The organism is Sphingomonas glacialis, assembly GCF_014653575.1.
In the GTDB taxonomy this organism is placed as follows: domain Bacteria; phylum Pseudomonadota; class Alphaproteobacteria; order Sphingomonadales; family Sphingomonadaceae; genus Sphingomonas; species Sphingomonas glacialis.
Genome location: NZ_BNAQ01000001.1, coordinates 596,932 through 617,848 on the forward strand (window position 1 = coordinate 596,932; position 20,917 = coordinate 617,848).

The following is a 20,917-nucleotide window of genomic DNA, read 5'->3' on the forward strand; positions in this document are numbered from 1 at the left end:
AATGCTAGGAATTTTGTGAGCCTCACCGCGGTCCAGATTCGCAACGCCAAGCCGGCCAAAAAACCGTACAAAATGGCGGACGGGAACGGTCTGTTCCTGTACGTCACGCCGACCGGTGCGCGCTCCTGGCGCCTGAAATACCGGTTCGGTGGGCGCGAGAAACTGATGACGTTCGGCCTGTATCCCGATGTGGGACTCGCCGACGCGCGCAGTAAGCGACAAGATGCGCTCGACGCGCTCAAGGCGGGCATCGATCCTGCGGCGCAGCGCGTCGCTGCCAAGGCGGTTGCGCGCAAAGCGACCGACGACACATTCGAGGCCGTAGCGCGCGCCTGGCACGATGCTGAGCGCCCGCGCTGGTCGCCGGGGCAGGCCGCGCTCATCCTGCGCGCGCTGGAGCGTGATGCATTCCCGACGCTCGGCCCGATCGACGTCGCCGACGTGACCGGCATGGATCTGATCACGATGCTGCGAAAGATCGAGGCGCGCGGTTCGATCGAGACGGCAAAGCGCGTGCGCGGCTACTGCCTCGGTGCGTTCGGTCGCGCGAAAGCCGAGGGCAAAATCGCGTTCAATCCGGCGTCCGATATCGGCGACGCGCTGCGGCCGACTATCAAGGGCGCGAAGCAACCCGCGATCACCGATGTTGCCGATCTGATCACGTTGCAACAGACGATCGATCGCTCGACCTGCGGGCCGGCGGTCAAGCTGGCGTCGCGTTTGCTCGCGCTCACCGTCGTACGAATAGGCGTTCTGCGCGCGGCGCCGTGGGGCGAGTTCACCGGCATCGACTGGAGCGATCCTGACGCCCCCGCCCCGTCCGCCATGTGGCGTGTGCCCGCCTCGCGCATGAAGCTGGAGGTCGCCGATAAGGGCGACACCGCCTATGACCACGATGTCCCGCTTCCTCCCCAGGCCGTCGCTGTGCTGCGCGCGTTGCGCCCATTGACCGGCAAGGGCGCGCTCCTGTTTCCAAGCCAGCGCTCCGTGGCTGTGCCGATGTCCGACGCCGCGCTCAGCACCGCCTACAAGCGCCGCGGGTTCAAGGGACGCCATGTCCCGCACGGCTGGCGCGCGGCATTCTCGACTGTGATGAACGAACGCGCTGTCGAGCTCGAGCGCGAAGGTGACCGTCTGATCGTGGATCTGATGCTGGCGCACGCGCCGCGCGGGATGAGCGCAAGCGAGTTCGCCTACAACCGGGCTCGCTATAGCGCGCGCCGGCGGGAACTGGCGACCGCATGGGCCGACCTGATCACAGAGGGCCTTGTGCCACCCTATGATCTGGTCGGCGGTCAAGCGAGGTAGCCCAGCGGATCGGCGACGAAATCACCGATATCGCTTTCGTACCATGCGACGGCTTTCGGCCCCAGGCGCACGCGCGGCGGGAACGTGCCCGCTGCCTCGCGGCGGTACACGGTTGCAACCGACAGGCCGGTGCGGCGACGCACGTCCTTGATCCGCAGCAGCGAATCCGTCCGGCGGTCCTTTGGTTGTGCTACCCCCGTCATTCCCCGCCCTCCTTGCTGGCCGTGGCGAGGGCGGGAGGTGCGGGCAGCGGCATCCATCCCGCGAACCACACATCAGGGAATCCGCCTTGACCGATAGGACCTGCCATGTTCCATCCAGAATCGAAGCCGTCATCTGCGACGCCGTGATGTCGCACGACCATGGCCAGCCCGTTCCATGCTTCCAGATCGGGGCGCCCTGGGCGAAGTTGCGGAAAAAGATCCGGCCTTAAAATCGCCAGAAGCGAAGTCCCATCCTTCGGCGCGGTCTCGATCGGCCGCCACGTCATTTCCTCGCTCATCCCCTCAACCTCCCTTGCGCGAGAGGGCGGCGACCCAATCGGCGAACATGACGAACGTGTTGCGGCCATCCGACGCCTCGCTGTACATCCCAGCATAACGGCGAGCCTCGGCTTCGACCCGCTCCACCATCCCCCGGTCCACCCCCTCGCGCATGGCGGAGAGCAACTCCTCTGCGTCTTTGGCAAAGACCGTCCATAGCGGTCCTTCCCAGCAATCATGGGAATCGACCGCATGAGCATCGGCGTCACCGCCCTGCTGCTTACACAGCGCCCGTGCCACCCGCTCGACCTCATCCCCGGCGTCGGGGCGGGCAGCAACCTCTTGCGCATCTTCATAGCCGGCGATGTAGTCATTTAGGTTAGGCGCGGCGTCGGGGCGGGCGGTGTGGGCGAGGCGGTGACGGGCGAAATGCTCGGCCAGCATTTCCATCTCCTGTCGGTTCGCTAGATACTTGTGGACGACATCATGCAGCCAACCACGCGCCGCATCGCGATCAGCCTGCGTCACATCCTCGCGCGTCGGCGCGGCTTCGCGCGGGGTCATGCGGAAGGCTCCTGGTCTTCTACCGTTACCTCGATATCGGGGTGGATGACCGCAGACGCCGGTATGACGATCGCGGCACTGATCGCCGGCTCCGCAAAGACGCTATCGGCGATCGAAAGGTTGACTTTGACCGCGACCTCATTGCGCTTGAGAGACCCCTGACGCTTTGTCATGCGCTCGATTCCGTATTCGCTCAACACGATGTAGCAGCTATCCTTCATCACAATTCCTCCTCAAAACCGGGTTGCAGCATCGCCGTGTTGGCGGGGGTGGGGCATGGCTGGTGCTTTTGTGAGATGCGCCGAAGCCCAGCGGTGCATGCGCCGCCAGCGCTGTTCTGGGGTTTCGTCGTATGCCCCCTCATCATTCATGTATTCAATTTCTCGAACCATCTGCTGAGCGATCCCGAATGCTTCCGCGATTGCCCACGGGTCTTCAGGGTCTAGCTTCGACATATCGACACCGCGCTGGATACCCACGCTTCCGATCGCGCACACATTGCCGCCAGTGGATAAGTCGTGGGCTATGAGGCGTTTCTCGGGCAACGCATCAAGCGCTCCGATAAGTTCGCGCAGAAACTCCTGCCCGCGCTTGCCTTTCATGGCACTAGCGACCTGACCACGCCAACGGATGTGGCTCCAGTTGTCGAAGTCGCCATCCTCGGTATATCCGCTGCGTCCCATTACGACCGCCCCTCCCGCCCCAACCGCGACGGCGCGTCAGTCTGCGGCACAACGGCGAGGTGCGCTTTGCCGGAGAACGACAGCGGGTAGATGGGTTTCTGGCTGCGCTGGTAGGCGGTGGACTGTTTGTAACTGGCGTACATCAGGCGACTCCCCGCTCGTCCGTGAAGCCTTCACCGTGGTCAGCGTCGGGCTTGCCTTCGGGTTCGAAGGTCGCGTCTTCGCCCTCAAGGTGATGCTCGAGCGCATCGAGGCGCGACATCGGCACAGGCGCACTCTTGACAGCCTGCAGGACCGGAGCGGTGCCATTACCCTCCATGCTCGGATCACGGTCGAATGCGTCCTCGATATCGGTCGACATCGGCAGGCGCTTGGACAACCGGCGCATCACGGTCTTGCGCGCCATCTCACCCCACCAGGCCACCCACGGCCCGTTCTTGGCGGCTCTGCTGACGTTGCGGACCTTCTCGATTTCCTCGAGCGACATCACCTCGAGCAGTCGCGAGCCATCCTTGAGCACAGCGGTTGCATAGGCGCCGATCGGCATGCCGCGCGGCTGGTCAAGCTTCGGCGGGTTGTGCGTCACATCCTCGTCGAAGCCGAGCGACCAGATGAATTCGTCCTCGGAATAGACGACCTGCGCCGAAACCTTGGCTACATCGCCAGACTGCCGGATCTTCTTGAGCACGCCGGCGATCATGGGCATCGCCTGCGCCTTGTCGCCGAACTTCACGATCGCAGCTTCGCGCCCATCGGGGAGCAAGCCATCTTGCGCCAGTCGAACACATGCCGAGAACAGCGAAGCGCGGTCGACCTGGAGCAGATCGGGCGTATTCTGGATTGCGGTCGATGCGACGCGCGTGAACTTCTCGACGCTGACATGTGCCGGCAGTGCCGCCTTGAATTGCGGTGCCATCTTACCGAGCGTCTGAACGATCGCTTGCGCCTCGTAGCGGCGCTGTTCTTGAACGGTCAGTTGGGTAGCCATCACACAATCTCCTTAAGGTCGAAGCGCCGGTAACTCTTGCGCCCCTTGATGATTTCGCCAGCCTCTGCGATGCGGTCGGGCGAGCCCTTGGTCAGCGCGCAGCCGACACGGTGGTTCGGAAGCAGGGCCGTCCCTGCGGTGCCGATCTTGAACAGAAGCCGGTTCTTGGCTTCCTCGGCGCGCTTCTCAGCATCCTTCGCCGCGGCCTTCGCATTGAGGAAATCAGCCGCAAGCCCGTCGACATCGTTGTCGCCGCGCAGGTCTGCGAATTCCTCTGTCGGTTCGCCGAGCAGTTCGCGGATTGCATCGCCATCGCGCGCGAAATCCGGGGTCGGAGCATCGCCAGCACGAACAGCCTGCCAGAACGCCACGACGCGCGCCTCGATCTCGGCGAACAGCTTGGGCCTGAAATCGTACTTGAACCGGCGTAACTCATTGCCGCCGACGAGCACGATCACGTCACCCCAGGCGACGCCTGCCAATCCCTGATAGGTCTGGTTCTGCAGCAGGTAATTCAGCGGTGGTTCGTCGCCCCATTTCTTCGCGACCAGCCAGTCAGCGGTCTTGACCTCGAGCACGCCGGGACCGCCGCGCGCAGGGCAATAGGCCATCTGGTCGGGATGACCGCCGAGCCCTTTTCCGTTGTCGAAGCGCTTTGGCGTGTCGAGCAGCTCATAGCCATACCGCTCGCGCGCGGCCTCAATGATGACGGGTTCCAGCCGCACGCCCCACTCGATGCGCTCATTGCCGCCGAATTCCGGGGTGCTGATACCGCCCGTCTTGCGGTGATAGAGCTCGAAATGGGTGAGCCACGGCGATGCGTCGAACAACGCCGCGACCTCGCTTGCGCCGACCACCTGCGAACGAAATGCGTCGTCCCCATCCCCGGCGATCCCGAGCGACTGCGCGGTCACAGCGAGGGGCCTTGGTAGTGCTCGTCACAGCAGAACTTGCTGGCGACACAATTCGGGCAATCAGCGCTCCAGCCTTTGCCGCGAATTGATTCAGGCTCTGCAGGATGGCCGAAGCAATAGAGCCCGAGGGACTCTGCTACCTTGATCAGCTCGGGCGTTGGATCGCCGATTTCGAGACCCGCGATCTTCATGCCTCGTCTCCCATCTGCTTAACAAAGGCGTCCACGCTCAGAACAGAGCGGTCCAGATCGTCGTTGAACACGCCAACAACATCGCATTCCTCGTCGGATGCATCGAACGACAGGCTGCGGTAATTGTCGCACATCACACTGTCGCGGATGCCCTCGATGTGCCCGAACAGTTCATTGATCGGCTTGTCGATCTCGTCGCTGGCGCTTTTCAGCGCGTACTCGTCCCATGCCTGCGGTTCATTCCAACGCTTCTCGCCGCGAGCCGTAAATCGAGCCGTCACAAGGTCTGACTGTGCATCTTGAAGGGCGAACATAGCTTTGGCGATCGGACGCGCCGTGGCAGTCCAAAGGTTCGCTGCAGCGATCGCTTCTTGAAGCGTTTGCGCGACCGGCGGGGCGAAGGAGATGGCGTTCATGCGAATGCTCCCATGATGAAGATGAGCAGGGCAAAGCCGATCACGACGTGCGCGGCGCTCTGCATCGTCTCGGAGATCGGCTCGGGGCTGTTGGCGAAGGCCGCGCGGATCTTGGCGAGGGTGGTCACCATTGCCCATGCCCGTCGATAAACGGCGTGGTGTCGTGGTGCAGCGCGCACCCCCACTGGATCGGATGGTCGCGATCGTTGGTGTAAACGCCATTGACCGCGGGGCCGCCGCAAACGTCACAGCTCTTGTAGAGCATTGGCGTGAAGCCATTGGGCCGGGGCAGTTTCGAACGCCCACCACCCTGTTGCGTCTGCTTGATCGCTTTACACGACTTGGAGCAGAACTTGCCCCAGCCGCGCTTGCGATCGGCCACACGCGCCATGAACGGGGTTTTGCAGCGGGCGCATTTGACCTCGACCGTTGCGGCGTTGATGGGATGTACGTGCGTCACTTCCCCGCACTCCGCAGAGCAGCATCATCACGCCGCGCAAACGCCGCATCGATCGCAGCATCAAGCCGCGGCTGCGCGAAGAACACGTTGAGCGCGTCCCGGTCGCCCTCAAGATACGCCGCATCGGCGACCTCGTAGGCCGCAGCCCAGAGCGCGCACACCTTGCCGGCAAGCGGGCCCTCGTAGCTGTGCCATTCGTCGGCGGTCAGCGCGTAGGTCGTGCGGTGTCCGATGGGGCGCTCGTCTGCCAGCACGACGGCTGCGATTGCAGCGCGGGCGGCTGGGGTGCGGTGCCACGGGGCCGGCTGCGGGCTGTGGCGCGCGAGGCTGTCGGCTAGGACCGCCTTGCTGAAAATGACCGGCGCGTTCACGACTGCGCTCGCAATTCTGCGGTAGCGTAACCCCAGCGTTTACCTGTGCGGATGCGGGACACATTACCCGACGAGAGGCCGAAGCGCGCCGCGCATTCGCGGTTGCTCAAAGGCGACCGTACGATCTCGACTGCCTGTTCTTCGGTAATCTTATTATTTCTGACGCGCTCGAACGGCTTAGAGACGTTGCTCGCATCATACCGGCGGCGGTTTTCCACCATCGAAACTGGCTCCAGGTGGCCCGGGTTGACGCATGCCTTGTTCATGCAAAGGTGGTCGAGAGTCAGGCCTTCGGGAATAGGCGCAGCCAATGCCGCATAGATTGCGCGATAAGCACAACGCCATTTTCCGTTTCCATCCCAGTAACGGGGCCGCGCGCTTTTCGCCCACAGCGATCCATTCCAGTTCCAGCATCCATTTTCGGATATTGAAAAGCGTTGCAGCTTTTCTGGGAGCGTTGCCGCGTCCTGCATTCTCGCCTCCGTCTGCAGCCGGGGGTGGCTGCTTCGATGGAGGGAGTTCTAACGTACGTACGTACGGGCGTCAATCAGAAAACGTACGCTCTTCTAAAAAACGTACGGCATCACTGCGTCGTGCAGGTCACATTACCAGGATTAGACACGCACCGAGTGGTAGTAGGCGCTTGGAAAGCTCGCGATTGCAGCGAATTTGAATATTGCGTTGCCCCCGAACTCAGCCCTGACAAGATAGCAGAAACGGCATCACGGCGCCTGTTTGACGCATTTCGCTCTGCGGTTGAATAGACCTCGAGGTTCTGGTCGATCAAACGGGTTTCGTCGCCATACCCTTGGACAAAACCGCTATATTGCATCGCGGCGAATGCTTTCCCGACAAAATCCTGAACCGACTTAGGATCTGCCCCGTTCAAGCTGGCTACCTGATCCTTGGAGGCTTGTGCCATGCGCTGCAGGTTCGATACGCGCTCCTGCATGAAAAGGTCGATGCTTGTGATTGATGGGCGTTTCGCGAAAAAAACGTCGAAATCTTTCAAGGAGGCAAGCCGGCCATTGGCATAGCCGAGGCCTATAGTAGCCCTGACTAGCTCATTATGCGCATATCGGCCGCTATCTTGTGCCGGGTCATTCCTGCTCGACGCGGTTTCATAAGAGGCTTTCGCCGCATCACGTTTCTCTAACGACGCTCGTTGCTCCCCGACGTATCTTGCCTCCCTGTCACCAAAGACCGTTTTGAATTCGGTCTGCACCCTGTCGGCATGAACTATCGCCGGCGAGCACCAGACCAGCACGCCGGCCATAGCTGCTGCAACAACATATTTCATGACAGAAGGTCCCCCAGCGTCATCACCCGATCGGTGCGTAAAACGTCATCCATCGATATACGAAAAGTCGTATCCGGGTTGAACTGCCGAAGCTCGATAAACTGAGCGGACCGGCGTACAAGACGTTTCACCATCACCTGGCGCGCAGTTTCCCCATCATCGCTTTCGTCACGGGGGCGAAGATAAACAACAACGTCGTCACCGATCCGGAGAGGTCTGCCCCGTTGGGCGACGATGAATGAACCATCTACATAAACTGGGTCCATCGAAGAACCTTGGACGTGCAAACCATATGCGTCGGACACGCCGTTCAGCATAACCGGCCGTTGCGCGTAACCGATAATCTCGGACTTATTCAACGTCGTTTGCTCTATCGCCTCACCCTCTACAATGACCTCCGCGCCTAAAGCAGTTCCGTAAATAGGCAGGTCAAAATTCATCCTTTGCTCAGATGCGCCCTCGAATTGCACCGGGCGTGCGTTAGGTCTCGCGCTGACACCGGCTAAACTGATAACATCGTCCCATGTTATTACAGGCGATCCTTTGCCTTCGAATGCCGTTGCGAGCTTCACCGCTACATTGGCACTTAGCGGGCTTTCATACTCGGGCTTGAAGTATTCCTGCACTGACGATTTACCGCGGTATTTAGCCGCTTTCGCGATTTGCTCGAGCGACAAATTGGCTCGCTCTTTCAGCGCAATCAGCGCCTCGCCTGTGGTTTTTGTGGATGACATGTACGTATTGTCGCAAAATTCAGGTACGTAATCCACGCCCTTGACGAACGTACGTTCCGTACGTACCGTGCCTTCATGGACGAGCATCAGACCATCATCGCAGAGCGCGGCGGTATCCGACCGCTAGCGCGCGCCCTCGGGCATCGTAACCATACGACAGTGCAAGGGTGGTGGGAGCGAAAGCGCATCCCTGACACGCGCTTGCCCGGCGTTTTAGCGCTGCCTGAAACGGTCGCGCAAAACGCCGCAGCGTGACCTCCCCCACCCTCCCCACGCACCTCCAGCCGCCACAGCACGCGCCAGGCAGCGACAGCGAACGGGATGGCGGGGGTCAACAACATCATGTGGAGACGAACTAATGGCATCCCGCCAAACAATCGTTCGCAATCGCAGCAAACTCGGCAAGTCGCGTGTGCATGACCTGCTGATGGTCGGATGGGCACGGTGCATCGCTCGCTACGGCAAGGAGCCGTTTGCCGACGCGCTCGACGTCACCACGGCAGCAATCGACAAGCACCTAAAGGGCTCGATGCCCGACTTCGCCACGATCATTGATGCGGCGTCCGTTGATGACCAGGTGCTTGACGAGATAGCCGACGCCCTTGGCGTGCGGATCGTGCCCAAGGATGCCGTGTGCTGCGTCGACGACCTGAACCTGCTGCTGTCGCGCGCACTGGTGAAGCTTAACGAGGCGACCCACCCGGACGGCCCTGGCGGTCGCGAGATTGTCCATACCGAGTATCTCGACGGCGAGGAAGTGATGCGCGCGCTGTATCACCGCGCCGGCGAATGGCTCGAGCGTTGCGCGCAGATCCGCAAGCCTCGGAGCGTCGCAGCATGACCCGCGCCGAGATCATGGCCTGGGCCGTCACCATCTACGGCAGCCGCCAGCGCGTCGGCGATGCGATCGGCGTCACTCGCACGACTGTTTTGCGCATTGAGCGCGGCGAACTCCCCCTGCTCGACCGGCACGCAACCACGCTGTTGAATGCACTCATCGAGCATGCGGGAGCAGCGGACAAGCTGGCTGATGCTCTCGCTGCTGAGATCGACAATCGCCCGGTGCGCGGCGGGAACGCTGCTGCGCGTGCGGCTTTCGGATGTGAGGCCTGACATGACCAAAACCTGCATCGAATGCGACAATGCGGTCAGCACACGCACCAACCGCTGCCGTCTGCACCGCTGCCCAGCTTGGTGCCCAGATGAATATGCCGCGCTACATCGCAAGATGGAAAGCGAAGGGTTCACGCTGGCTGAGCGCAAGCAGATCATCGACGATGATATCGCTGCTCGCGTTCGCTGGCTTGAGCGAGAGATGGCATGAGGGGCAACGCATCCCGCAAGCCGGATTTCCAGCGCACCAAGGCATCGCATGGCACCGAGCTTGCGATGTTCCTCGCCAACACCAGCGATGCGTCGCTTGCCGCGATCACGCTTGAGACGCTCGAGCGTCGGCATGGCGGCAAGGGCGGGCTCCCCACGCGGCAGATCGAATGCCGTCTTGCCGAGGCGCGCGCGTTTCGTGCGGCGCTGCGGGGGATTGTCTGATGGCGCCGGAATCGCTGCTCGTCACCTTCATGGTGCCCGGTATCCCTGTCGCTAAGGGCCGCGCTCGAGCGACCGCACGTGGCGGTGTCGCACGCATGTACACCCCAGCCAAGACACGCGCCTATGAGGATCTGATCCGGTGCAGCGCGGCCCGTGCAATGGGCGATCGCCGGCCTGTCGATGGCCCAGTCGTGGTCACGGTAACAGCGTTCCTAGGCATGCCCAAGGCCATGTCGAAGGCCAAGCGCGCGTTGGCTTTGGATGGTCTGATAAAGCCCGTCACGCGGCCCGACGCAGACAATTATGCGAAGGCGGCGCTCGATGGCTGCAACGCAATCCTGTTCAAAGATGACAGCCAGATCGCCGATCTGATCGTGCGCAAGCGGTATTCCGACACCCCCCGGCTCGTCATCACCATGGAAATTGAAGGCGATGATCAGTGATGGCGACGCTTCACGAAAACGCCGCACCATCTTGGAATAGCTACCGTGTGGCGACCTTTGGTGGGCAGCACGATACGCATATCGAGACAGGCGAGGATTACAGCTCGGTAACGCTCGCGTCGATCTTCACGATGGAGCCGCAGGCCAAGTCCAAGATGGCGGGCGATGCCTTCCTGGCGAGCACCTATCGTTCTTTCGACGCTCGTTCGCATGAAGCGCAGCGCGAGCATGGCGCGTTCGTCGCGCTGGTTGGCGATGTCGATAGCTGGGATCTATCGCTTGAGACGATCCAGGCAGCAACTGAGCGCTTTGCCGATGGCGCTGCATGGCTCGTCTATTCGAGTTCGCATTCGCGTGATGGAGACCAGCGTTGGCGCATGGTGTTCCCGCTCGACCGAGAATGGCCTTTTGCCCAATGGTTCGACGCTCAGTGCGCGCTCTTCACCTTCATGGAAAGCGCCGGCATCCCGATGGATCATGCGCTGTCACGCGCAGGCCAGCCGATCTACCTGCCGAATGTCCCAATCGCCTATAAGGATGGCACGCCACTGCGCGATGCCTTCGGTGACCCGATCTATTATCAGACGGCGAATAGCGGTCTTACCGCTCCTGGCCTGAATATCGAACGCGGCATCGTGGCGGGCGGCATCTCGTCGCTGCGTCAGCAGCGTGCGGCCGATGATCGCGAACGGGAAGCATTGCGCAAGGCGGCATCTGAGCGCCGGGCTAACAGACCACAACGCGAGGGCGTCAATCTCATCGAGCAGTTCAACGCGACAAACAGTGTTGCGACCATGCTCGAGATTTGCGGATACACGCAAAGCCCGCGCTGCCCAGATGATTGGCGTTCGCCGCTTCAAACTGGAGACACTTATGCGACGCGCATCATCGAAGAAAAGTGGGTCAGCCTGTCGGGAAGCGATGCTGCGTCTGGGTTAGGCCATAAGCACCGGAGCGGCTGCTTCGGCGACGCCTATGATCTCTATGCCCACTACAAGCACAATGGCGACCACAAGGAGGCATATCGCGCTCTAGGACGCGAGCAACGCGGCAATGTGGTGCAGGTCAATTTCCGCGGTGATGACCAGGACCCCGGATGGGAGGAAGTGCCGGAATGGGTTCAGGACGCGGGCGAGCTAGGATATGAAATTGATGCGGAAGCTGAGGCGGAAGTAGCAGCAGAAGCATGCGTTGACGCTCTAGGCTTCCGCCTCACCGACTGGTCGACAGACCGTTATGCAGGCGAAGCGCCGCCTATTCGGTGGCTTTGCGAGGGTGCGATACCGCAAGGTGTCCCGGCCTTGTTCGCTGCCATGGGCGGTGTTGGCAAGAGCTTCATGGCGATCGATCTTGCACTAGACATCGCGTCGGAGGTCATCGCGGGGAACGGCACGCGCCGAATTTTAGGCGGGCCCGTTCGCGAACACGGTTCAGTCGTCGTGTTAGGCGCTGAGGACGCGAAGGACAGCGTTCATCGCCGCATGGCCGCTATTGACACAGGCGGGCGCCGAGCCGCCGCGCTTGGTCGTTTGTTCGTCGTTCCACTGCCGGATGTCGGCGGCCCTATGACGCTGATCGCCGGGCAGTCTGGCGAGTTCATGCAAACTGCAAAGCTTGAGGCATTGATCGCGCAATTACAGGCAATCCCGGACCTCAAGCTGGTCATCCTTGATCCGCTCCAGGCATTCGTCACAGCCAACATTACCGCAGACCCCGCAGCTGGTCAGTTCATGTGGTCGTCACTGGCCCGCATCTGCGCATCGACCGGGGCGACCATCATCGCCTGCCATCACATGCGCAAAGAGGGCGCAGCCACGATCGACACCGCTGATCAGGCAAGAGAGGCTATCCGAGGCTCAACGGCACTGATCGACGGCGCGCGCGCTACCTATGCCCTGTGGTCCGCTAGCGAGGACGCCACACGGCGCGTTTGCCAAGAGTCTGGCGTCGAATATCGGCCGAAGCGTGTCGTGCACGGTGCCGTCGTCAAGGCGAACGATGAGCATGATTGGGAGGTCCATACGTACATGCGGTCCGACAACGGACTGTTGTCGGATGCGAACGATGCCGGGAAGAGGGCGGCCCAGAAAGTCACCGCCATGACCGAGATGCAGTGCCTCGACTTCCTTAAGCATATAGAATCCCGCTGGCGTGCTGGTCGCCCGTTCAGCGCCGCCGCCAACTCACAAGACCGATACGCGATCGGCTTCATGCAGCGCGAATACGGGGTCTCGAAATTCGTCGCCAAGAAGCAGCTCGACGACTGGTTTCACGCCGAAATGGTGGTGTCCGAGATGGCTGACAAGAAGACGAAACTGGTCGGTTTGAAGGTCAACAAATGGCCCAACTGAGCGGCGGAAGTCGGCGGAAGCGACATAGCTAAGTCTTTGAAAAGATTGGAAGCGGAGATGTGGCGGAGATGCGGAAGTGAAATGCTAAGACATTGAAAACATTAGCGGAGATCGGCGGGCGGAGATCCCTATAGTATTACATACTATTCTCCGCCCCGCTTTCGGGAGCGCGGCAGAAGATGAAAGAATGAGCAGAATGGACATCGAACTTGAGAATGCGATGCTGGTGTGGACCCGAGGTGAGAAGGTTGCGGTTGTTCGCCACCCCGACACCAAAGGGCTATCGGATGAATATCAATCGAGTGTTGGCGCGTGCTTCGCCCACTGGCGGAAGAAAGACACGAACGGGCGGCGCCTGCAGATGATGATCGACGCCTGGCATGTAGCCGCGTTCTACGAGATCCCAGCCGAACAGATCCATGAAGCGCTGATCGTCATCCCCGAATACCGCGACATGCTGGCGAGCGATTGCTTGCCTAAGCGATTCCAAGCCGAACGTTGATGACCGTCCCCACCCGCCAGCCGATGCCCTGGTGCTGCATCCCCTGCTCCACGCAGGCGGAGACCGCTGGCGAGTGCTGGCTGTGCGGGGAGCCGATGACGCGGACAGCGCAGCGCCCGGTGCCCCACCACGACCGCGAGGAAGATGCGGCATGACGCTTCGGTCCTCCCTCGCCGCGCACGCGGGCTCCATGCGCGAGCCCGATCCGGACGCCGCCCGGCGCATCGCCGCGCGCGGTTGGCACGACCGCGGGTTTGTAGCGATCGATCCGGCCTGGCTGACGAGCTGGGTAGACCAGCAGCAGCTGATCATCCTGGCCGAGAAGGTCCACGGCAAGCGCAAGCCGAGCGGCTGATTTGCGGAACTAAAAACGAATTTCGAGCGGCGATGGCGGTAATTATTTTGGGAGTGACGACCATGATTTCTGGGGCGGGGAATAACGGGGATGGGGTCGGCAGGCCCTCGATTGCCGAGTTGATGGAGCGCGAACAGGCGCGGGTTGACGGCATCCTGCGGCGCGATCGGGCCGGAACGAAGACCGAACGGAAGCGGCGTGAAGCGCTGGCGGAGGTGAAGGAAGGCAAGTTCGGCAACCTCGCCGACACGGCACTGCAACCGACACCGGAGTTGCTGCGGACGGGGGAATTCGCCGAATACATCCCGGATAAGACCGACGGCACGATCCGCACAGTGCCGACACTTCGCCGCGTCCAGCACAGCCGGATCATCGCGCTCCACAAGCGCGGAGTGCTGGACGACGACACCTTTCCGGCCTGCCTATGGTACCGCAAGGCGTGGGAGGGCTGCGGGTTCGACCTGTCGGCGACCGCCGCGGCATGGGGTGAGCAGATCCCGGGCGAGAAGGCATATGGGCACGGCGGCAAGACGCCGGCGCAGGTCGAGGCGCGGCAGAACTTCCGGTTCGCGGCCGCCTTCATCCCCGACGACATGCGCAAGACGTTCGACCTGGTCGTACTCGAGGAACTGACGATCACCGACGCAGCTCGCGAGGCCCGGTGCCGGTACACGAACGTCACGGTGATGCTGAAGCTAGCGGCGTACCTGCTGCGCGGCGGGATCGGGCATGTGCTGCCGACGCGCGAGGTTGGTGCGCCGGGTGGTGATGTCGCGCCCGATCCTGCCTCTCAGAGCACGCCGGAGCCGCGTCCGGACCTTGACCCCCGCTACCTCGACGAGCGCGGCTACATGCGGCCGTATGCCGAGATCAAGGTTATCTTGCTGGGTGGGGAATTGGATGGGGGAGAAGGCTTGTGATCCTCAACATCGTCATGATTGCCGCGTCTGCTGCTGTCACTGGTTGGCACTTCTGCAAGCTCGGTCACTCGCATGGATGCGTCGACACGTGGCGGATTGTGATCGCTCAGCGCTGCGCGCTGATGGCTCAGACGGGGGTTCATATGCGTGACATTCCTACCGAGATTGCCGAGGCGAAGGCGGTCGAACTGGCAATCAAGCGGGAACTGGCGGACATGAACGGATGACGACACCCCTCACCGACGCAGAGTTCGCTGAACTCGACAGCTACGGCGATATCCATGGCCGAATGCTGACACCCGCCCGCGCGCTCGAATTGTGGGAGCGCGAGATCCTTTTCGGACGCGAGACGCCCGGGCCACAGGATAGTGGGCTGCTCAAATTTCTGGTTGGCCCTTTCACAGGCGGTGCCACCACGACTATGATCGGCGACGCGAAGCCCTGGGGCGGCGAATATGCCCCGGACGCGCTCGCAGAGATCAAAGCGTACATGCAGACGGCATGGGATAACCTGTGCCGCCAAAAGCCTGGACTCCCATCGGCCGCGACAGTCCCGACCATCTTCACGCTGCCGCCTGCGACCAAGCGCGCAGTGCGTCGATCACGTGGCCGATCACGAGGAGCGTTGTGAACCGCGGCGGTCTCTGCGATGTTTGCATGTCTCCCGGGGCCTGCTGTAAGCGGCTCAACCTCTCAGGCGGTCCGGCGATGCCCTCCGGCGGATTCATCGACAGCCCAATGTCGTTTGAGCGTGCCGAGCACGTCGCTATGCAGTTCGGCCTGCCGTTCCGACCAAGCTCGCAGCGCATCGACGGAACGTGGGAATGGACCTGCGATCAACTAACTGATGCTGGGCGATGCGGAATCTACGACGATAGGCCGCGGCTATGCCGAGCGTTCAAACCCGGCGCTGACCCGCTCTGCGTGCATTTCGTGCCGCGCGATGACGAACCTGCGTTGGAGACAGCGATATGACATCAGAAACCGCTCGCGCGATCCGTCAGATCTGGAGCGTCCACGGCACGTCCGAAATGGTCGAGAGCATCGCCGCGTCGTTCGCTCCGTTCGGGGTCAAGGGCGACCAGGCGCGCGCCATTGCGATCGCGGGCGTGCTGGCGTTCCGCGAGGCAACCCCCGGTATGCTAGCCGCCGGCGCCGACGAGATCGACTTCCAACACTTCGCCGGGCGCTCGACTGAGGTGGCAATCGCAGCCGCGTTTGATCGGATGTGCGGCGAGGCTTTATGTGACGCGCAATTGCGGTATGGTGCTCTGGTGTCACGTCCCTCACCTCCACCTATGCGTGTCCGCCTTCAAGGTTTGTCGCTGGTACCGAATTTCATCCGTCGATGGCTTGGGTGGCAAGAGATCGGTGCGTTCTATGCTAAGCCGTACCGGCGTGGCGACCAACCAATCGAGGAGCGCTGACATGGCTGACACGATGATCGAGCGCATCGCGCGCGTCCTTTGCGCCTGGAACGGTGAAGACCCGGATGAAATCGTTTCGGCAACATCGGGGTTCCAGCGGCAGACGTTCGCCGAGACGCCGCCGGGCGTCGCAGCGTGGACGCGGCATACCGGTCGTGCTCGAACTCTGCTTTCGGTCATGCGCGAGCCTACCGAGCAGATGCTCGCCGCCGAAAGGCTCGATGTAGCAATGCCTGAATTGGTGTGGCGTAAGATGATCGGTTCTGCGTTGGGGGAGAGCGCGTGAGAGCGCCCATCCTGCGCCGCGCTCTACGCGCAGCCCTGCCGATGCCCGCCCGCAGGTTTTGGCGGACCTTTGCGTTCGCGTGCTTCGTGACGCGCGTGCGCTTCGGCCGCCGTAATCGTCCGGTGCGGCGGCGTTAACCCTCAACTTTCACAGCAAGGGAGACCACTATGAGCATAAACCAAACCATCAAATCGCCACACGCCACAACCGAGAGCGAACTGAAGCACCTGAACAGCCAGGTCAGCGCCTTGCGGGTCGAAATGGTCCAGATGAAGGAACTGCTGCAAACGATCGCGGAGAACACGACCCCGCGCTTGTAGGGACATCACGAGTGTCGCGGAACAAATCGCGCCGTCGCGCGTGAAACCGCTTGCAAACCGGGCGCGACCTCGTCCATAAAGCGCAAGTTCTTAGAGTTGCCCCCGCGCCGCACGGCTTCGGGGGTTTCTTTTTGCCCGGTCCCCTGTCGCGACGCTCGCGCGGGCCGTCCTCGTATCTGTGGAGAGGGGGTGATTGCGGCTTTTGCGCGCGAGGTTGACGCGCCTTTCCATGGAGATTCCCGATGGCTGTGAAGCCCAAGGCCGGTGAGCCGAAGAAAGCGCCTGTGCAGCAACGCGCCGGCGGCCGTCCCCGCATTGAGATTTCGTCCGAAAAGCGAGAGGCGATCAAGCGCCTCGCCACGGTCGGCACGCCGCAAGAGGTGATCGCGCGCATCGTTGGCTTTAGCGTCGATACGCTCGACCGTCACTGTCGCGCAGAGCTCGACGCAGGCCTTGAAGAAGCGAATGCCCAAATCGCGGGCGCGCTTTTCGCCAAGGCGATGGCGGGCGATACCAGCTCGATCATCTGGTGGGAAAAGACCCGGGCAGGCAAGCACGAGACGACGCGCACCGAGCTTACCGGCAAGGACGGCGGAGCAATCAAGACCGAGATTACGGTTGACGATGTCCTGAGAGCCCTCCCGAAAATCGACGATGAGTGCTGATGAGTGGGCAGAGCAACTAGCCCGCCGCGTTCAGGCCCGTCGATCGCTCTACTGGTTCACCCGGTATGGCTTCCTCCAGCAGCGCGGCTACAAGTGGCAGCGCAACTGGCACCACGAGGTCATCTGCCGCAAGCTGCAGGACGTGTTCGAGGGTCGGTGCAAGCGCCTGATCATCAACATCCCGCCGCGCTATTCCAAGACCGAGATCGCGGTCGTCAATTTCATCGCATGGGCGCTCGGTCTGGCGCCCGACAGCGAATTCATTCACGTCAGCTACGGCGCACGCCTGGCGGCCGGCAACAGCACTCGAGCCCGCGATCTCGTCCGCACCGAATGGTACGCCGATCTGTTCCCTGAGCTCGCGCTCAACCCGGAAAAGCAGGCGAACGACGACTGGCGCACCCTGCAGGGCGGCGTCGTCTATGCCACTGGTGCCGGCGGCACTATCACCGGGTTCGGTGCTGGCAAGAAGCGCCCCGGGTTCGGCGGCGCGATCATCGTCGATGACCCGCACAAGGCCGCGGAAGCCACATCCGACTTGATGCGGCAGAACGTCATTGACTGGTTCAAATCGACGCTCGAATCGCGCCGCAACAGCCCTGACACGCCGATCATCATCATCATGCAGCGCCTGCACGAAGAGGATCTTGCGGGTTGGTTGCTCGGCGGCGGCAACGGCGAAGAATGGGAGCATCTCTGCATCCCGGCACTCAACGACCCGCCAGTTCCCTTCTGGCCTGACGACGCCCCTGACGAGCTGTGGCCGTCGACGCACACGCTCGAAGACCTCCGTCGCATGGAGATGTCGAAGCCGTACGAGTTCGCCGGGCAGTACATGCAACGGCCTGCTCCGCTCGGAGGCGGCATCTTCAAGACCGAGTGGTGGCAGTATTTCCGCGCCGAGGCGCTTCCGCCGCTCAAGCGCGTGGTGCAAAGCTGGGACACGGCCTTCAAGACGAAAACGGCCAACGATTACTCGGTCTGCACAACCTGGGGCGAAGGCGCCGATGGCAAATTCTACCTAGTCGACGTCTGGAAGAACAAGGTCGAGTTTCCTGACCTCAAGCGCATGGTCGTCTCGAAGGCAGCCCAGCAATGGGGCGGTCTCCCGGTCAGCGCCATCCTCGTCGAGGATAAGGCATCCGGGCAGTCGCTGATCCAGGAACTGCGGCGCGAGACGAGCCTCTCGGTTATCGCCGTCAAGGTCGACATCGACAAGGTCTCGCGCGCGTTCGCGGTGACACCGGTGATCGAGAGTCGCCGGGTCTATTTGCCGACCGGAGCAGATTGGGTCGCCGACTATGTCGCATCGCTCGGCGCGTTCCCGAATGGGACGCATGACGATGACGTCGATTCGACCACGCAGGCACTGAGCTACTTCTCTGACGGATCTGGCGCACAAGCGTGGGTCGACTTCTTCGCCGCGCGCGCCGCTGGCACGCAACCGACAGGAACCCCGAATGGCTGACGCGAACGGCATAGTGGCCCGCACGATCGCGGCCATGCGCTATGCCTTCACGGGCACCGCACCGGCGGAGTGGTTCGGGCCCAGCGATCCGCTGGCGAACCAGGCGCCGCCCGAGGTCAAGGGCCGGACCTGGGATTACCCGGTCGCGTCGAACCTCAATTACACGCCGCGCAAGACCGAGCCGGTCAGCTTCACCAAGCTCAAGTTGCTCGCGAACAACTGCGGGCCACTGAAGCTGGTCATGGGCCGCCAGCGCGATTTGGTGAAGGCGATCGAGTGGTCGATCAAGCCACGCGCCAAGCAGGCCAAGGATGCGGTCGCCGATCCCACGGTCGCCGATCCCACGATCGCCGAGATCACCGCGTTTCTGGAAATGCCCGACAAGGTGCATGACTGGTCGCAGTGGATCAACGCCGCGCTCGACCAGATCTTCGTGCTCGACGCGCTGTCGATCTATCCGCGCCGCACGCTCGGTGGTGACCTCTATTCGCTCGACCTGATCGACGGTGCCACAATCACGCCACTGATCGATGCGAGTGGCCGCCGGCCGATGGCACCGACCGAGGCATACCAGCAGATCCTCAAGGGCCTTCCCGCGGTCGGCTACACGACCGAGGAGCTGATTTACTACCCGGAAAACTACCGGGCGGATAAGATATACGGCTACAGCCGCGTCGAGATGCTGGTCGACGAGGTCGAGACCATGATCGGCCGGCTGAAATCGCAGAAGGGCTTCCTCGAGAACGGCAATATCGGCCGTGGCTACATGGAGGCTCCTGAGGGTTTCAATCCCGACCAGATTGCCGCGCTCGAAACGCATTGGAACGCGATGATGAGCGCCGACGGTGGGCGTCGCCTTGCGGACCAGAACCAGATCATCTGGGTCCCACACGGCACTGCGTTCCACGAAACCAAGATCAACATTTTCGACCCCTTGTTCGACGAGTGGCTGATCCGCTTGATCTGCTTCCTGTTCGACGTCGCGCCGACCCCGTTCCTAAAGCAGGCTGGGCTCGGCCATGGCAGCGCCGGGACCGACAAGGAGGCATCGGAAGAAGGCGGCATCGCGCAGCTCAAGCAGATGGTTCGCCGTCTGATGAACCGGGTCCTCGCTGACCAGTTCAAGCGCCCCGACCTGGAATTCGCGTGGATCGAAGACAATGAGCCCGATCCGAAGGCGGCTGCGGAGATCGCGAACATCCGCCTGCGCAACGGCTCGACCACCATCAACGAAGTTCGCGACCGGAACGGTGAGGAATCGATCGAGGGCGGCGACACACCGCTGATCTACACCGCGTCCGGCGCGACGCCGCTCGACCTGATCTTGAATCCCCCGCCGCCTGCTCCTGTCCCGGCGGCGCTGGGCGGACTGGCGCTGGACGATGGCACGAAACCCGCCGCCGCAAACGACGACGCGCCGGGCAAGGCTGCGCTGGCGAAGTCGGTGACCCCGGAGACGCGGCTCACCTCGGCGATCGCAGCGTACCTCGCCGCGCGCGCCAATGAGATCACGCCGAAGTTGGTCGCCGCTCTCGGCCTTGAGAAGTCCGCGCCGTCCGATGGCTATAGCGGCCGCATCGACGACGCTTTCGACGAGGTCGATTGGGATTGGACGCCGCTCGCCGCCGAAGTCGAACCGATCCTCGCGAGCATCGCGGTCGCCAGGGGCACCGCGGCCGCAACCGATCATGGCCTGTTCGACAAGGCGACGCTCAAGACGCTGATGCAGACCACCAACGACTATGCCGAGGCGCGCGCTGCGGAAATGGTCGGGATGACGGTTGTCGACGGCGCGTTGGTCGAGAATGCCGACGCGGCGTGGTCGATCCAGGACGCGACCCGCAACATGCTGCGCGGCGCGATCGAGGAAGCGCTCGACGAGGGCAAGTCGAACCAGGAACTGGCGAAGGTCATCCGCGAATCGACGGGCTTCTCGAAAGCACGCGCCGAGACCATCGCGCGCACCGAGACGGCTAAGGCGCAGGTTGCCGGGACCGTTGCGGGCTGGAAGGCAAGCGGCGTCGTGGCGGGCAAGCAGTTCGCCGCCGCGCCCGACTGCTGCGACGAATGCCAGGAACTCGACGGCGAGATCGTCGGGCTTGACGAGGAATTCGCCGAGGGCGACCCGCCGGTGCACCCGCAATGCCGTTGCGGCATCCTCGCCGTCCTGCCCGAAGACATGCCGGACGCCGATGGCGTCGAAACCGAAGACTGACATCCT

Annotated in this window: 36 protein-coding genes; 20 read left to right on the plus strand and 16 right to left on the minus strand. The window is 62.3% G+C overall.

The window, feature by feature from the left end:
- Window positions 1–15: 15 nt before the first annotated feature.
- Entirely contained in the window at window positions 16–1,308 is a 1,293-nt protein-coding gene (locus IE187_RS02790; protein WP_189674991.1) for a tyrosine-type recombinase/integrase, read from the plus strand.
- Here the strand turns inward: IE187_RS02790 and IE187_RS02795 are convergent.
- The 16 genes from IE187_RS02795 to IE187_RS02865 form a co-directional block, all read right to left on the minus strand.
- Window positions 1,296–1,511 (minus strand): helix-turn-helix transcriptional regulator, encoded by a 216-nt coding sequence (locus tag IE187_RS02795; RefSeq protein WP_189674992.1) that lies wholly within the window; start codon window positions 1,509–1,511, stop codon window positions 1,296–1,298. The genes IE187_RS02790 and IE187_RS02795 overlap by 13 nt on opposite strands.
- Complete coding sequence (locus IE187_RS02800; protein WP_189674993.1) at window positions 1,508–1,810, minus strand: hypothetical protein; 303 nt, start codon at window positions 1,808–1,810, stop codon at window positions 1,508–1,510. The genes IE187_RS02795 and IE187_RS02800 overlap by 4 nt, the downstream gene beginning before the upstream one ends.
- A 4-nt stretch (window positions 1,811–1,814) precedes the next feature.
- On the minus strand, window positions 1,815–2,354 hold the full coding sequence (locus IE187_RS02805; protein WP_189674994.1) for a hypothetical protein: 540 nt from the start codon (window positions 2,352–2,354) through the stop codon (window positions 1,815–1,817).
- Window positions 2,351–2,578 carry a hypothetical protein gene (locus tag IE187_RS02810; protein WP_189674995.1) on the minus strand — a complete coding sequence of 76 codons (228 nt, stop codon included), beginning with the start codon at window positions 2,576–2,578 and terminating at the stop codon, window positions 2,351–2,353. Before IE187_RS02810 ends, IE187_RS02805 begins: the two co-directional genes overlap by 4 nt.
- A 9-nt stretch (window positions 2,579–2,587) precedes the next feature.
- Complete coding sequence (locus tag IE187_RS02815) at window positions 2,588–3,037, minus strand: hypothetical protein (RefSeq protein WP_189674996.1); 450 nt, start codon at window positions 3,035–3,037, stop codon at window positions 2,588–2,590.
- On the minus strand, window positions 3,037–3,180 hold the full coding sequence (locus IE187_RS02820; RefSeq protein WP_189674997.1) for a hypothetical protein: 144 nt from the start codon (window positions 3,178–3,180) through the stop codon (window positions 3,037–3,039). The genes IE187_RS02815 and IE187_RS02820 overlap by 1 nt, the downstream gene beginning before the upstream one ends.
- The gene (locus IE187_RS02825; protein WP_189674998.1) at window positions 3,180–4,025 is read right to left on the minus strand and encodes a recombinase RecT; all 846 of its coding nucleotides are present in this window, start codon (window positions 4,023–4,025) and stop codon (window positions 3,180–3,182) included. The genes IE187_RS02820 and IE187_RS02825 overlap by 1 nt, the downstream gene beginning before the upstream one ends.
- Window positions 4,025–4,939: a YqaJ viral recombinase family protein gene (locus IE187_RS02830; RefSeq protein ID WP_189674999.1), complete on the minus strand. Its 915-nt coding sequence runs from the start codon at window positions 4,937–4,939 to the stop codon at window positions 4,025–4,027. Before IE187_RS02830 ends, IE187_RS02825 begins: the two co-directional genes overlap by 1 nt.
- Window positions 4,936–5,130, minus strand: a complete 195-nt coding sequence (locus tag IE187_RS02835; RefSeq protein ID WP_189675000.1) for a hypothetical protein — start codon at window positions 5,128–5,130, stop codon at window positions 4,936–4,938. The genes IE187_RS02830 and IE187_RS02835 overlap by 4 nt, the downstream gene beginning before the upstream one ends.
- Complete coding sequence (locus IE187_RS02840; RefSeq protein WP_189675001.1) at window positions 5,127–5,546, minus strand: hypothetical protein; 420 nt, start codon at window positions 5,544–5,546, stop codon at window positions 5,127–5,129. The genes IE187_RS02835 and IE187_RS02840 overlap by 4 nt, the downstream gene beginning before the upstream one ends.
- A complete protein-coding gene (locus tag IE187_RS21610; RefSeq protein ID WP_268249482.1) occupies window positions 5,543–5,677 on the minus strand; it encodes a hypothetical protein in 135 nt (44 codons plus the stop codon). Before IE187_RS21610 ends, IE187_RS02840 begins: the two co-directional genes overlap by 4 nt.
- Window positions 5,671–6,006 carry a hypothetical protein gene (locus tag IE187_RS02845; RefSeq protein WP_189675002.1) on the minus strand — a complete coding sequence of 112 codons (336 nt, stop codon included), beginning with the start codon at window positions 6,004–6,006 and terminating at the stop codon, window positions 5,671–5,673. The genes IE187_RS21610 and IE187_RS02845 overlap by 7 nt, the downstream gene beginning before the upstream one ends.
- Window positions 6,003–6,377, minus strand: coding sequence for a hypothetical protein (locus IE187_RS02850; RefSeq protein ID WP_189675003.1), 375 nt, complete (start codon window positions 6,375–6,377; stop codon window positions 6,003–6,005). The genes IE187_RS02845 and IE187_RS02850 overlap by 4 nt, the downstream gene beginning before the upstream one ends.
- Window positions 6,374–6,850 carry an HNH endonuclease gene (locus IE187_RS21230; protein WP_229839193.1) on the minus strand — a complete coding sequence of 159 codons (477 nt, stop codon included), beginning with the start codon at window positions 6,848–6,850 and terminating at the stop codon, window positions 6,374–6,376. Before IE187_RS21230 ends, IE187_RS02850 begins: the two co-directional genes overlap by 4 nt.
- Window positions 6,851–6,960: 110 nt before the next feature.
- A complete protein-coding gene (locus IE187_RS02860) occupies window positions 6,961–7,677 on the minus strand; it encodes a hypothetical protein (protein WP_189675004.1) in 717 nt (238 codons plus the stop codon).
- Window positions 7,674–8,498, minus strand: coding sequence for a S24 family peptidase (locus tag IE187_RS02865; protein WP_189675005.1), 825 nt, complete (start codon window positions 8,496–8,498; stop codon window positions 7,674–7,676). Before IE187_RS02865 ends, IE187_RS02860 begins: the two co-directional genes overlap by 4 nt.
- On the opposite strand from IE187_RS02865, the gene IE187_RS21695 reads away from it, so the two are divergent.
- From IE187_RS21695 to IE187_RS02955, 19 genes are all read left to right on the plus strand, one after another.
- Entirely contained in the window at window positions 8,487–8,666 is a 180-nt protein-coding gene (locus tag IE187_RS21695) for a carph-isopro domain-containing protein (RefSeq protein WP_368855571.1), read from the plus strand. The genes IE187_RS02865 and IE187_RS21695 overlap by 12 nt on opposite strands.
- 157 nt (window positions 8,667–8,823) lie before the next feature.
- Window positions 8,824–9,252, plus strand: a complete 429-nt coding sequence (locus IE187_RS02870) for a hypothetical protein (RefSeq protein ID WP_189675006.1) — start codon at window positions 8,824–8,826, stop codon at window positions 9,250–9,252.
- Window positions 9,249–9,524: a hypothetical protein gene (locus IE187_RS02875; protein ID WP_189675007.1), complete on the plus strand. Its 276-nt coding sequence runs from the start codon at window positions 9,249–9,251 to the stop codon at window positions 9,522–9,524. The genes IE187_RS02870 and IE187_RS02875 overlap by 4 nt, the downstream gene beginning before the upstream one ends.
- Window position 9,525: 1 nt before the next feature.
- On the plus strand, window positions 9,526–9,735 hold the full coding sequence (locus IE187_RS02880; protein ID WP_189675008.1) for a hypothetical protein: 210 nt from the start codon (window positions 9,526–9,528) through the stop codon (window positions 9,733–9,735).
- Window positions 9,732–9,959, plus strand: coding sequence for a hypothetical protein (locus tag IE187_RS02885; protein ID WP_189675009.1), 228 nt, complete (start codon window positions 9,732–9,734; stop codon window positions 9,957–9,959). Before IE187_RS02880 ends, IE187_RS02885 begins: the two co-directional genes overlap by 4 nt.
- A complete protein-coding gene (locus IE187_RS02890; RefSeq protein ID WP_189675010.1) occupies window positions 9,959–10,402 on the plus strand; it encodes a RusA family crossover junction endodeoxyribonuclease in 444 nt (147 codons plus the stop codon). The genes IE187_RS02885 and IE187_RS02890 overlap by 1 nt, the downstream gene beginning before the upstream one ends.
- Window positions 10,402–12,753 (plus strand): ATP-binding protein, encoded by a 2,352-nt coding sequence (locus IE187_RS02895; RefSeq protein ID WP_189675011.1) that lies wholly within the window; start codon window positions 10,402–10,404, stop codon window positions 12,751–12,753. Before IE187_RS02890 ends, IE187_RS02895 begins: the two co-directional genes overlap by 1 nt.
- A gap of 196 nt (window positions 12,754–12,949) precedes the next feature.
- Window positions 12,950–13,255 carry a hypothetical protein gene (locus IE187_RS02900; protein WP_189675012.1) on the plus strand — a complete coding sequence of 102 codons (306 nt, stop codon included), beginning with the start codon at window positions 12,950–12,952 and terminating at the stop codon, window positions 13,253–13,255.
- Window positions 13,256–13,406: 151 nt separating this feature from the next.
- Window positions 13,407–13,610, plus strand: a complete 204-nt coding sequence (locus tag IE187_RS02905) for a hypothetical protein (protein WP_189675013.1) — start codon at window positions 13,407–13,409, stop codon at window positions 13,608–13,610.
- Between the two features lie 32 nt (window positions 13,611–13,642).
- Window positions 13,643–14,530 carry a hypothetical protein gene (locus tag IE187_RS02910; protein WP_189675014.1) on the plus strand — a complete coding sequence of 296 codons (888 nt, stop codon included), beginning with the start codon at window positions 13,643–13,645 and terminating at the stop codon, window positions 14,528–14,530.
- A complete protein-coding gene (locus IE187_RS02915; RefSeq protein WP_189675015.1) occupies window positions 14,527–14,757 on the plus strand; it encodes a hypothetical protein in 231 nt (76 codons plus the stop codon). The genes IE187_RS02910 and IE187_RS02915 overlap by 4 nt, the downstream gene beginning before the upstream one ends.
- Complete coding sequence (locus IE187_RS02920) at window positions 14,754–15,161, plus strand: hypothetical protein (RefSeq protein WP_189675016.1); 408 nt, start codon at window positions 14,754–14,756, stop codon at window positions 15,159–15,161. Before IE187_RS02915 ends, IE187_RS02920 begins: the two co-directional genes overlap by 4 nt.
- A 26-nt stretch (window positions 15,162–15,187) precedes the next feature.
- Window positions 15,188–15,505, plus strand: coding sequence for a YkgJ family cysteine cluster protein (locus tag IE187_RS21700; protein WP_368855573.1), 318 nt, complete (start codon window positions 15,188–15,190; stop codon window positions 15,503–15,505).
- Entirely contained in the window at window positions 15,502–15,957 is a 456-nt protein-coding gene (locus tag IE187_RS02930; RefSeq protein WP_189675018.1) for a hypothetical protein, read from the plus strand. The genes IE187_RS21700 and IE187_RS02930 overlap by 4 nt, the downstream gene beginning before the upstream one ends.
- Window position 15,958: 1 nt before the next feature.
- On the plus strand, window positions 15,959–16,243 hold the full coding sequence (locus IE187_RS02935) for a hypothetical protein (protein ID WP_189675019.1): 285 nt from the start codon (window positions 15,959–15,961) through the stop codon (window positions 16,241–16,243).
- A 167-nt stretch (window positions 16,244–16,410) separates the two neighbouring features.
- The gene (locus tag IE187_RS02940; protein ID WP_189675020.1) at window positions 16,411–16,563 is read left to right on the plus strand and encodes a hypothetical protein; all 153 of its coding nucleotides are present in this window, start codon (window positions 16,411–16,413) and stop codon (window positions 16,561–16,563) included.
- A gap of 242 nt (window positions 16,564–16,805) precedes the next feature.
- Window positions 16,806–17,228 (plus strand): hypothetical protein, encoded by a 423-nt coding sequence (locus IE187_RS02945; protein ID WP_189675021.1) that lies wholly within the window; start codon window positions 16,806–16,808, stop codon window positions 17,226–17,228.
- A complete protein-coding gene (terL, locus tag IE187_RS02950; protein WP_189675022.1) occupies window positions 17,218–18,696 on the plus strand; it encodes a phage terminase large subunit in 1,479 nt (492 codons plus the stop codon). The genes IE187_RS02945 and terL overlap by 11 nt, the downstream gene beginning before the upstream one ends.
- Entirely contained in the window at window positions 18,689–20,911 is a 2,223-nt protein-coding gene (locus tag IE187_RS02955; RefSeq protein ID WP_189675023.1) for a phage portal protein, read from the plus strand. The genes terL and IE187_RS02955 overlap by 8 nt, the downstream gene beginning before the upstream one ends.
- Window positions 20,912–20,917: the final 6 nt, after the last annotated feature.

What these genes read in the sequence shown, in the direction of transcription:
- IE187_RS02795 (WP_189674992.1), bottom strand. Translation starts at nt 1,511, where the DNA reads ATGACGGGGGTAGCACAACCAAAGGACCGCCGGACGGATTCGCTGCTG.
- IE187_RS02800 (WP_189674993.1), bottom strand. Translation starts at nt 1,810, where the DNA reads ATGAGCGAGGAAATGACGTGGCGGCCGATCGAGACCGCGCCGAAGGAT.
- IE187_RS02805 (WP_189674994.1), bottom strand. Translation starts at nt 2,354, where the DNA reads ATGACCCCGCGCGAAGCCGCGCCGACGCGCGAGGATGTGACGCAGGCT.
- IE187_RS02815 (WP_189674996.1), bottom strand. Translation starts at nt 3,037, where the DNA reads ATGGGACGCAGCGGATATACCGAGGATGGCGACTTCGACAACTGGAGC.
- IE187_RS02820 (WP_189674997.1), bottom strand. Translation starts at nt 3,180, where the DNA reads ATGTACGCCAGTTACAAACAGTCCACCGCCTACCAGCGCAGCCAGAAA.
- IE187_RS02825 (WP_189674998.1), bottom strand. Translation starts at nt 4,025, where the DNA reads ATGGCTACCCAACTGACCGTTCAAGAACAGCGCCGCTACGAGGCGCAA.
- IE187_RS02835 (WP_189675000.1), bottom strand. Translation starts at nt 5,130, where the DNA reads ATGAAGATCGCGGGTCTCGAAATCGGCGATCCAACGCCCGAGCTGATC.
- IE187_RS02840 (WP_189675001.1), bottom strand. Translation starts at nt 5,546, where the DNA reads ATGAACGCCATCTCCTTCGCCCCGCCGGTCGCGCAAACGCTTCAAGAA.
- IE187_RS21610 (WP_268249482.1), bottom strand. Translation starts at nt 5,677, where the DNA reads ATGGTGACCACCCTCGCCAAGATCCGCGCGGCCTTCGCCAACAGCCCC.
- IE187_RS21230 (WP_229839193.1), bottom strand. Translation starts at nt 6,850, where the DNA reads ATGCAGGACGCGGCAACGCTCCCAGAAAAGCTGCAACGCTTTTCAATA.
- IE187_RS02860 (WP_189675004.1), bottom strand. Translation starts at nt 7,677, where the DNA reads ATGAAATATGTTGTTGCAGCAGCTATGGCCGGCGTGCTGGTCTGGTGC.
- IE187_RS21695 (WP_368855571.1), top strand. Translation starts at nt 8,487, where the DNA reads ATGGACGAGCATCAGACCATCATCGCAGAGCGCGGCGGTATCCGACCG.
- IE187_RS02865 (WP_189675005.1), bottom strand. Translation starts at nt 8,498, where the DNA reads ATGCTCGTCCATGAAGGCACGGTACGTACGGAACGTACGTTCGTCAAG.
- IE187_RS02875 (WP_189675007.1), top strand. Translation starts at nt 9,249, where the DNA reads ATGACCCGCGCCGAGATCATGGCCTGGGCCGTCACCATCTACGGCAGC.
- IE187_RS02880 (WP_189675008.1), top strand. Translation starts at nt 9,526, where the DNA reads ATGACCAAAACCTGCATCGAATGCGACAATGCGGTCAGCACACGCACC.
- IE187_RS02885 (WP_189675009.1), top strand. Translation starts at nt 9,732, where the DNA reads ATGAGGGGCAACGCATCCCGCAAGCCGGATTTCCAGCGCACCAAGGCA.
- IE187_RS02890 (WP_189675010.1), top strand. Translation starts at nt 9,959, where the DNA reads ATGGCGCCGGAATCGCTGCTCGTCACCTTCATGGTGCCCGGTATCCCT.
- IE187_RS02895 (WP_189675011.1), top strand. Translation starts at nt 10,402, where the DNA reads ATGGCGACGCTTCACGAAAACGCCGCACCATCTTGGAATAGCTACCGT.
- IE187_RS02900 (WP_189675012.1), top strand. Translation starts at nt 12,950, where the DNA reads ATGGACATCGAACTTGAGAATGCGATGCTGGTGTGGACCCGAGGTGAG.
- IE187_RS02905 (WP_189675013.1), top strand. Translation starts at nt 13,407, where the DNA reads ATGACGCTTCGGTCCTCCCTCGCCGCGCACGCGGGCTCCATGCGCGAG.
- IE187_RS02910 (WP_189675014.1), top strand. Translation starts at nt 13,643, where the DNA reads ATGGCGGTAATTATTTTGGGAGTGACGACCATGATTTCTGGGGCGGGG.
- IE187_RS02920 (WP_189675016.1), top strand. Translation starts at nt 14,754, where the DNA reads ATGACGACACCCCTCACCGACGCAGAGTTCGCTGAACTCGACAGCTAC.
- IE187_RS21700 (WP_368855573.1), top strand. Translation starts at nt 15,188, where the DNA reads ATGTCTCCCGGGGCCTGCTGTAAGCGGCTCAACCTCTCAGGCGGTCCG.
- IE187_RS02930 (WP_189675018.1), top strand. Translation starts at nt 15,502, where the DNA reads ATGACATCAGAAACCGCTCGCGCGATCCGTCAGATCTGGAGCGTCCAC.
- IE187_RS02935 (WP_189675019.1), top strand. Translation starts at nt 15,959, where the DNA reads ATGGCTGACACGATGATCGAGCGCATCGCGCGCGTCCTTTGCGCCTGG.
- IE187_RS02940 (WP_189675020.1), top strand. Translation starts at nt 16,411, where the DNA reads ATGAGCATAAACCAAACCATCAAATCGCCACACGCCACAACCGAGAGC.
- IE187_RS02945 (WP_189675021.1), top strand. Translation starts at nt 16,806, where the DNA reads ATGGCTGTGAAGCCCAAGGCCGGTGAGCCGAAGAAAGCGCCTGTGCAG.
- terL (WP_189675022.1), top strand. Translation starts at nt 17,218, where the DNA reads ATGAGTGCTGATGAGTGGGCAGAGCAACTAGCCCGCCGCGTTCAGGCC.
- IE187_RS02955 (WP_189675023.1), top strand. Translation starts at nt 18,689, where the DNA reads ATGGCTGACGCGAACGGCATAGTGGCCCGCACGATCGCGGCCATGCGC.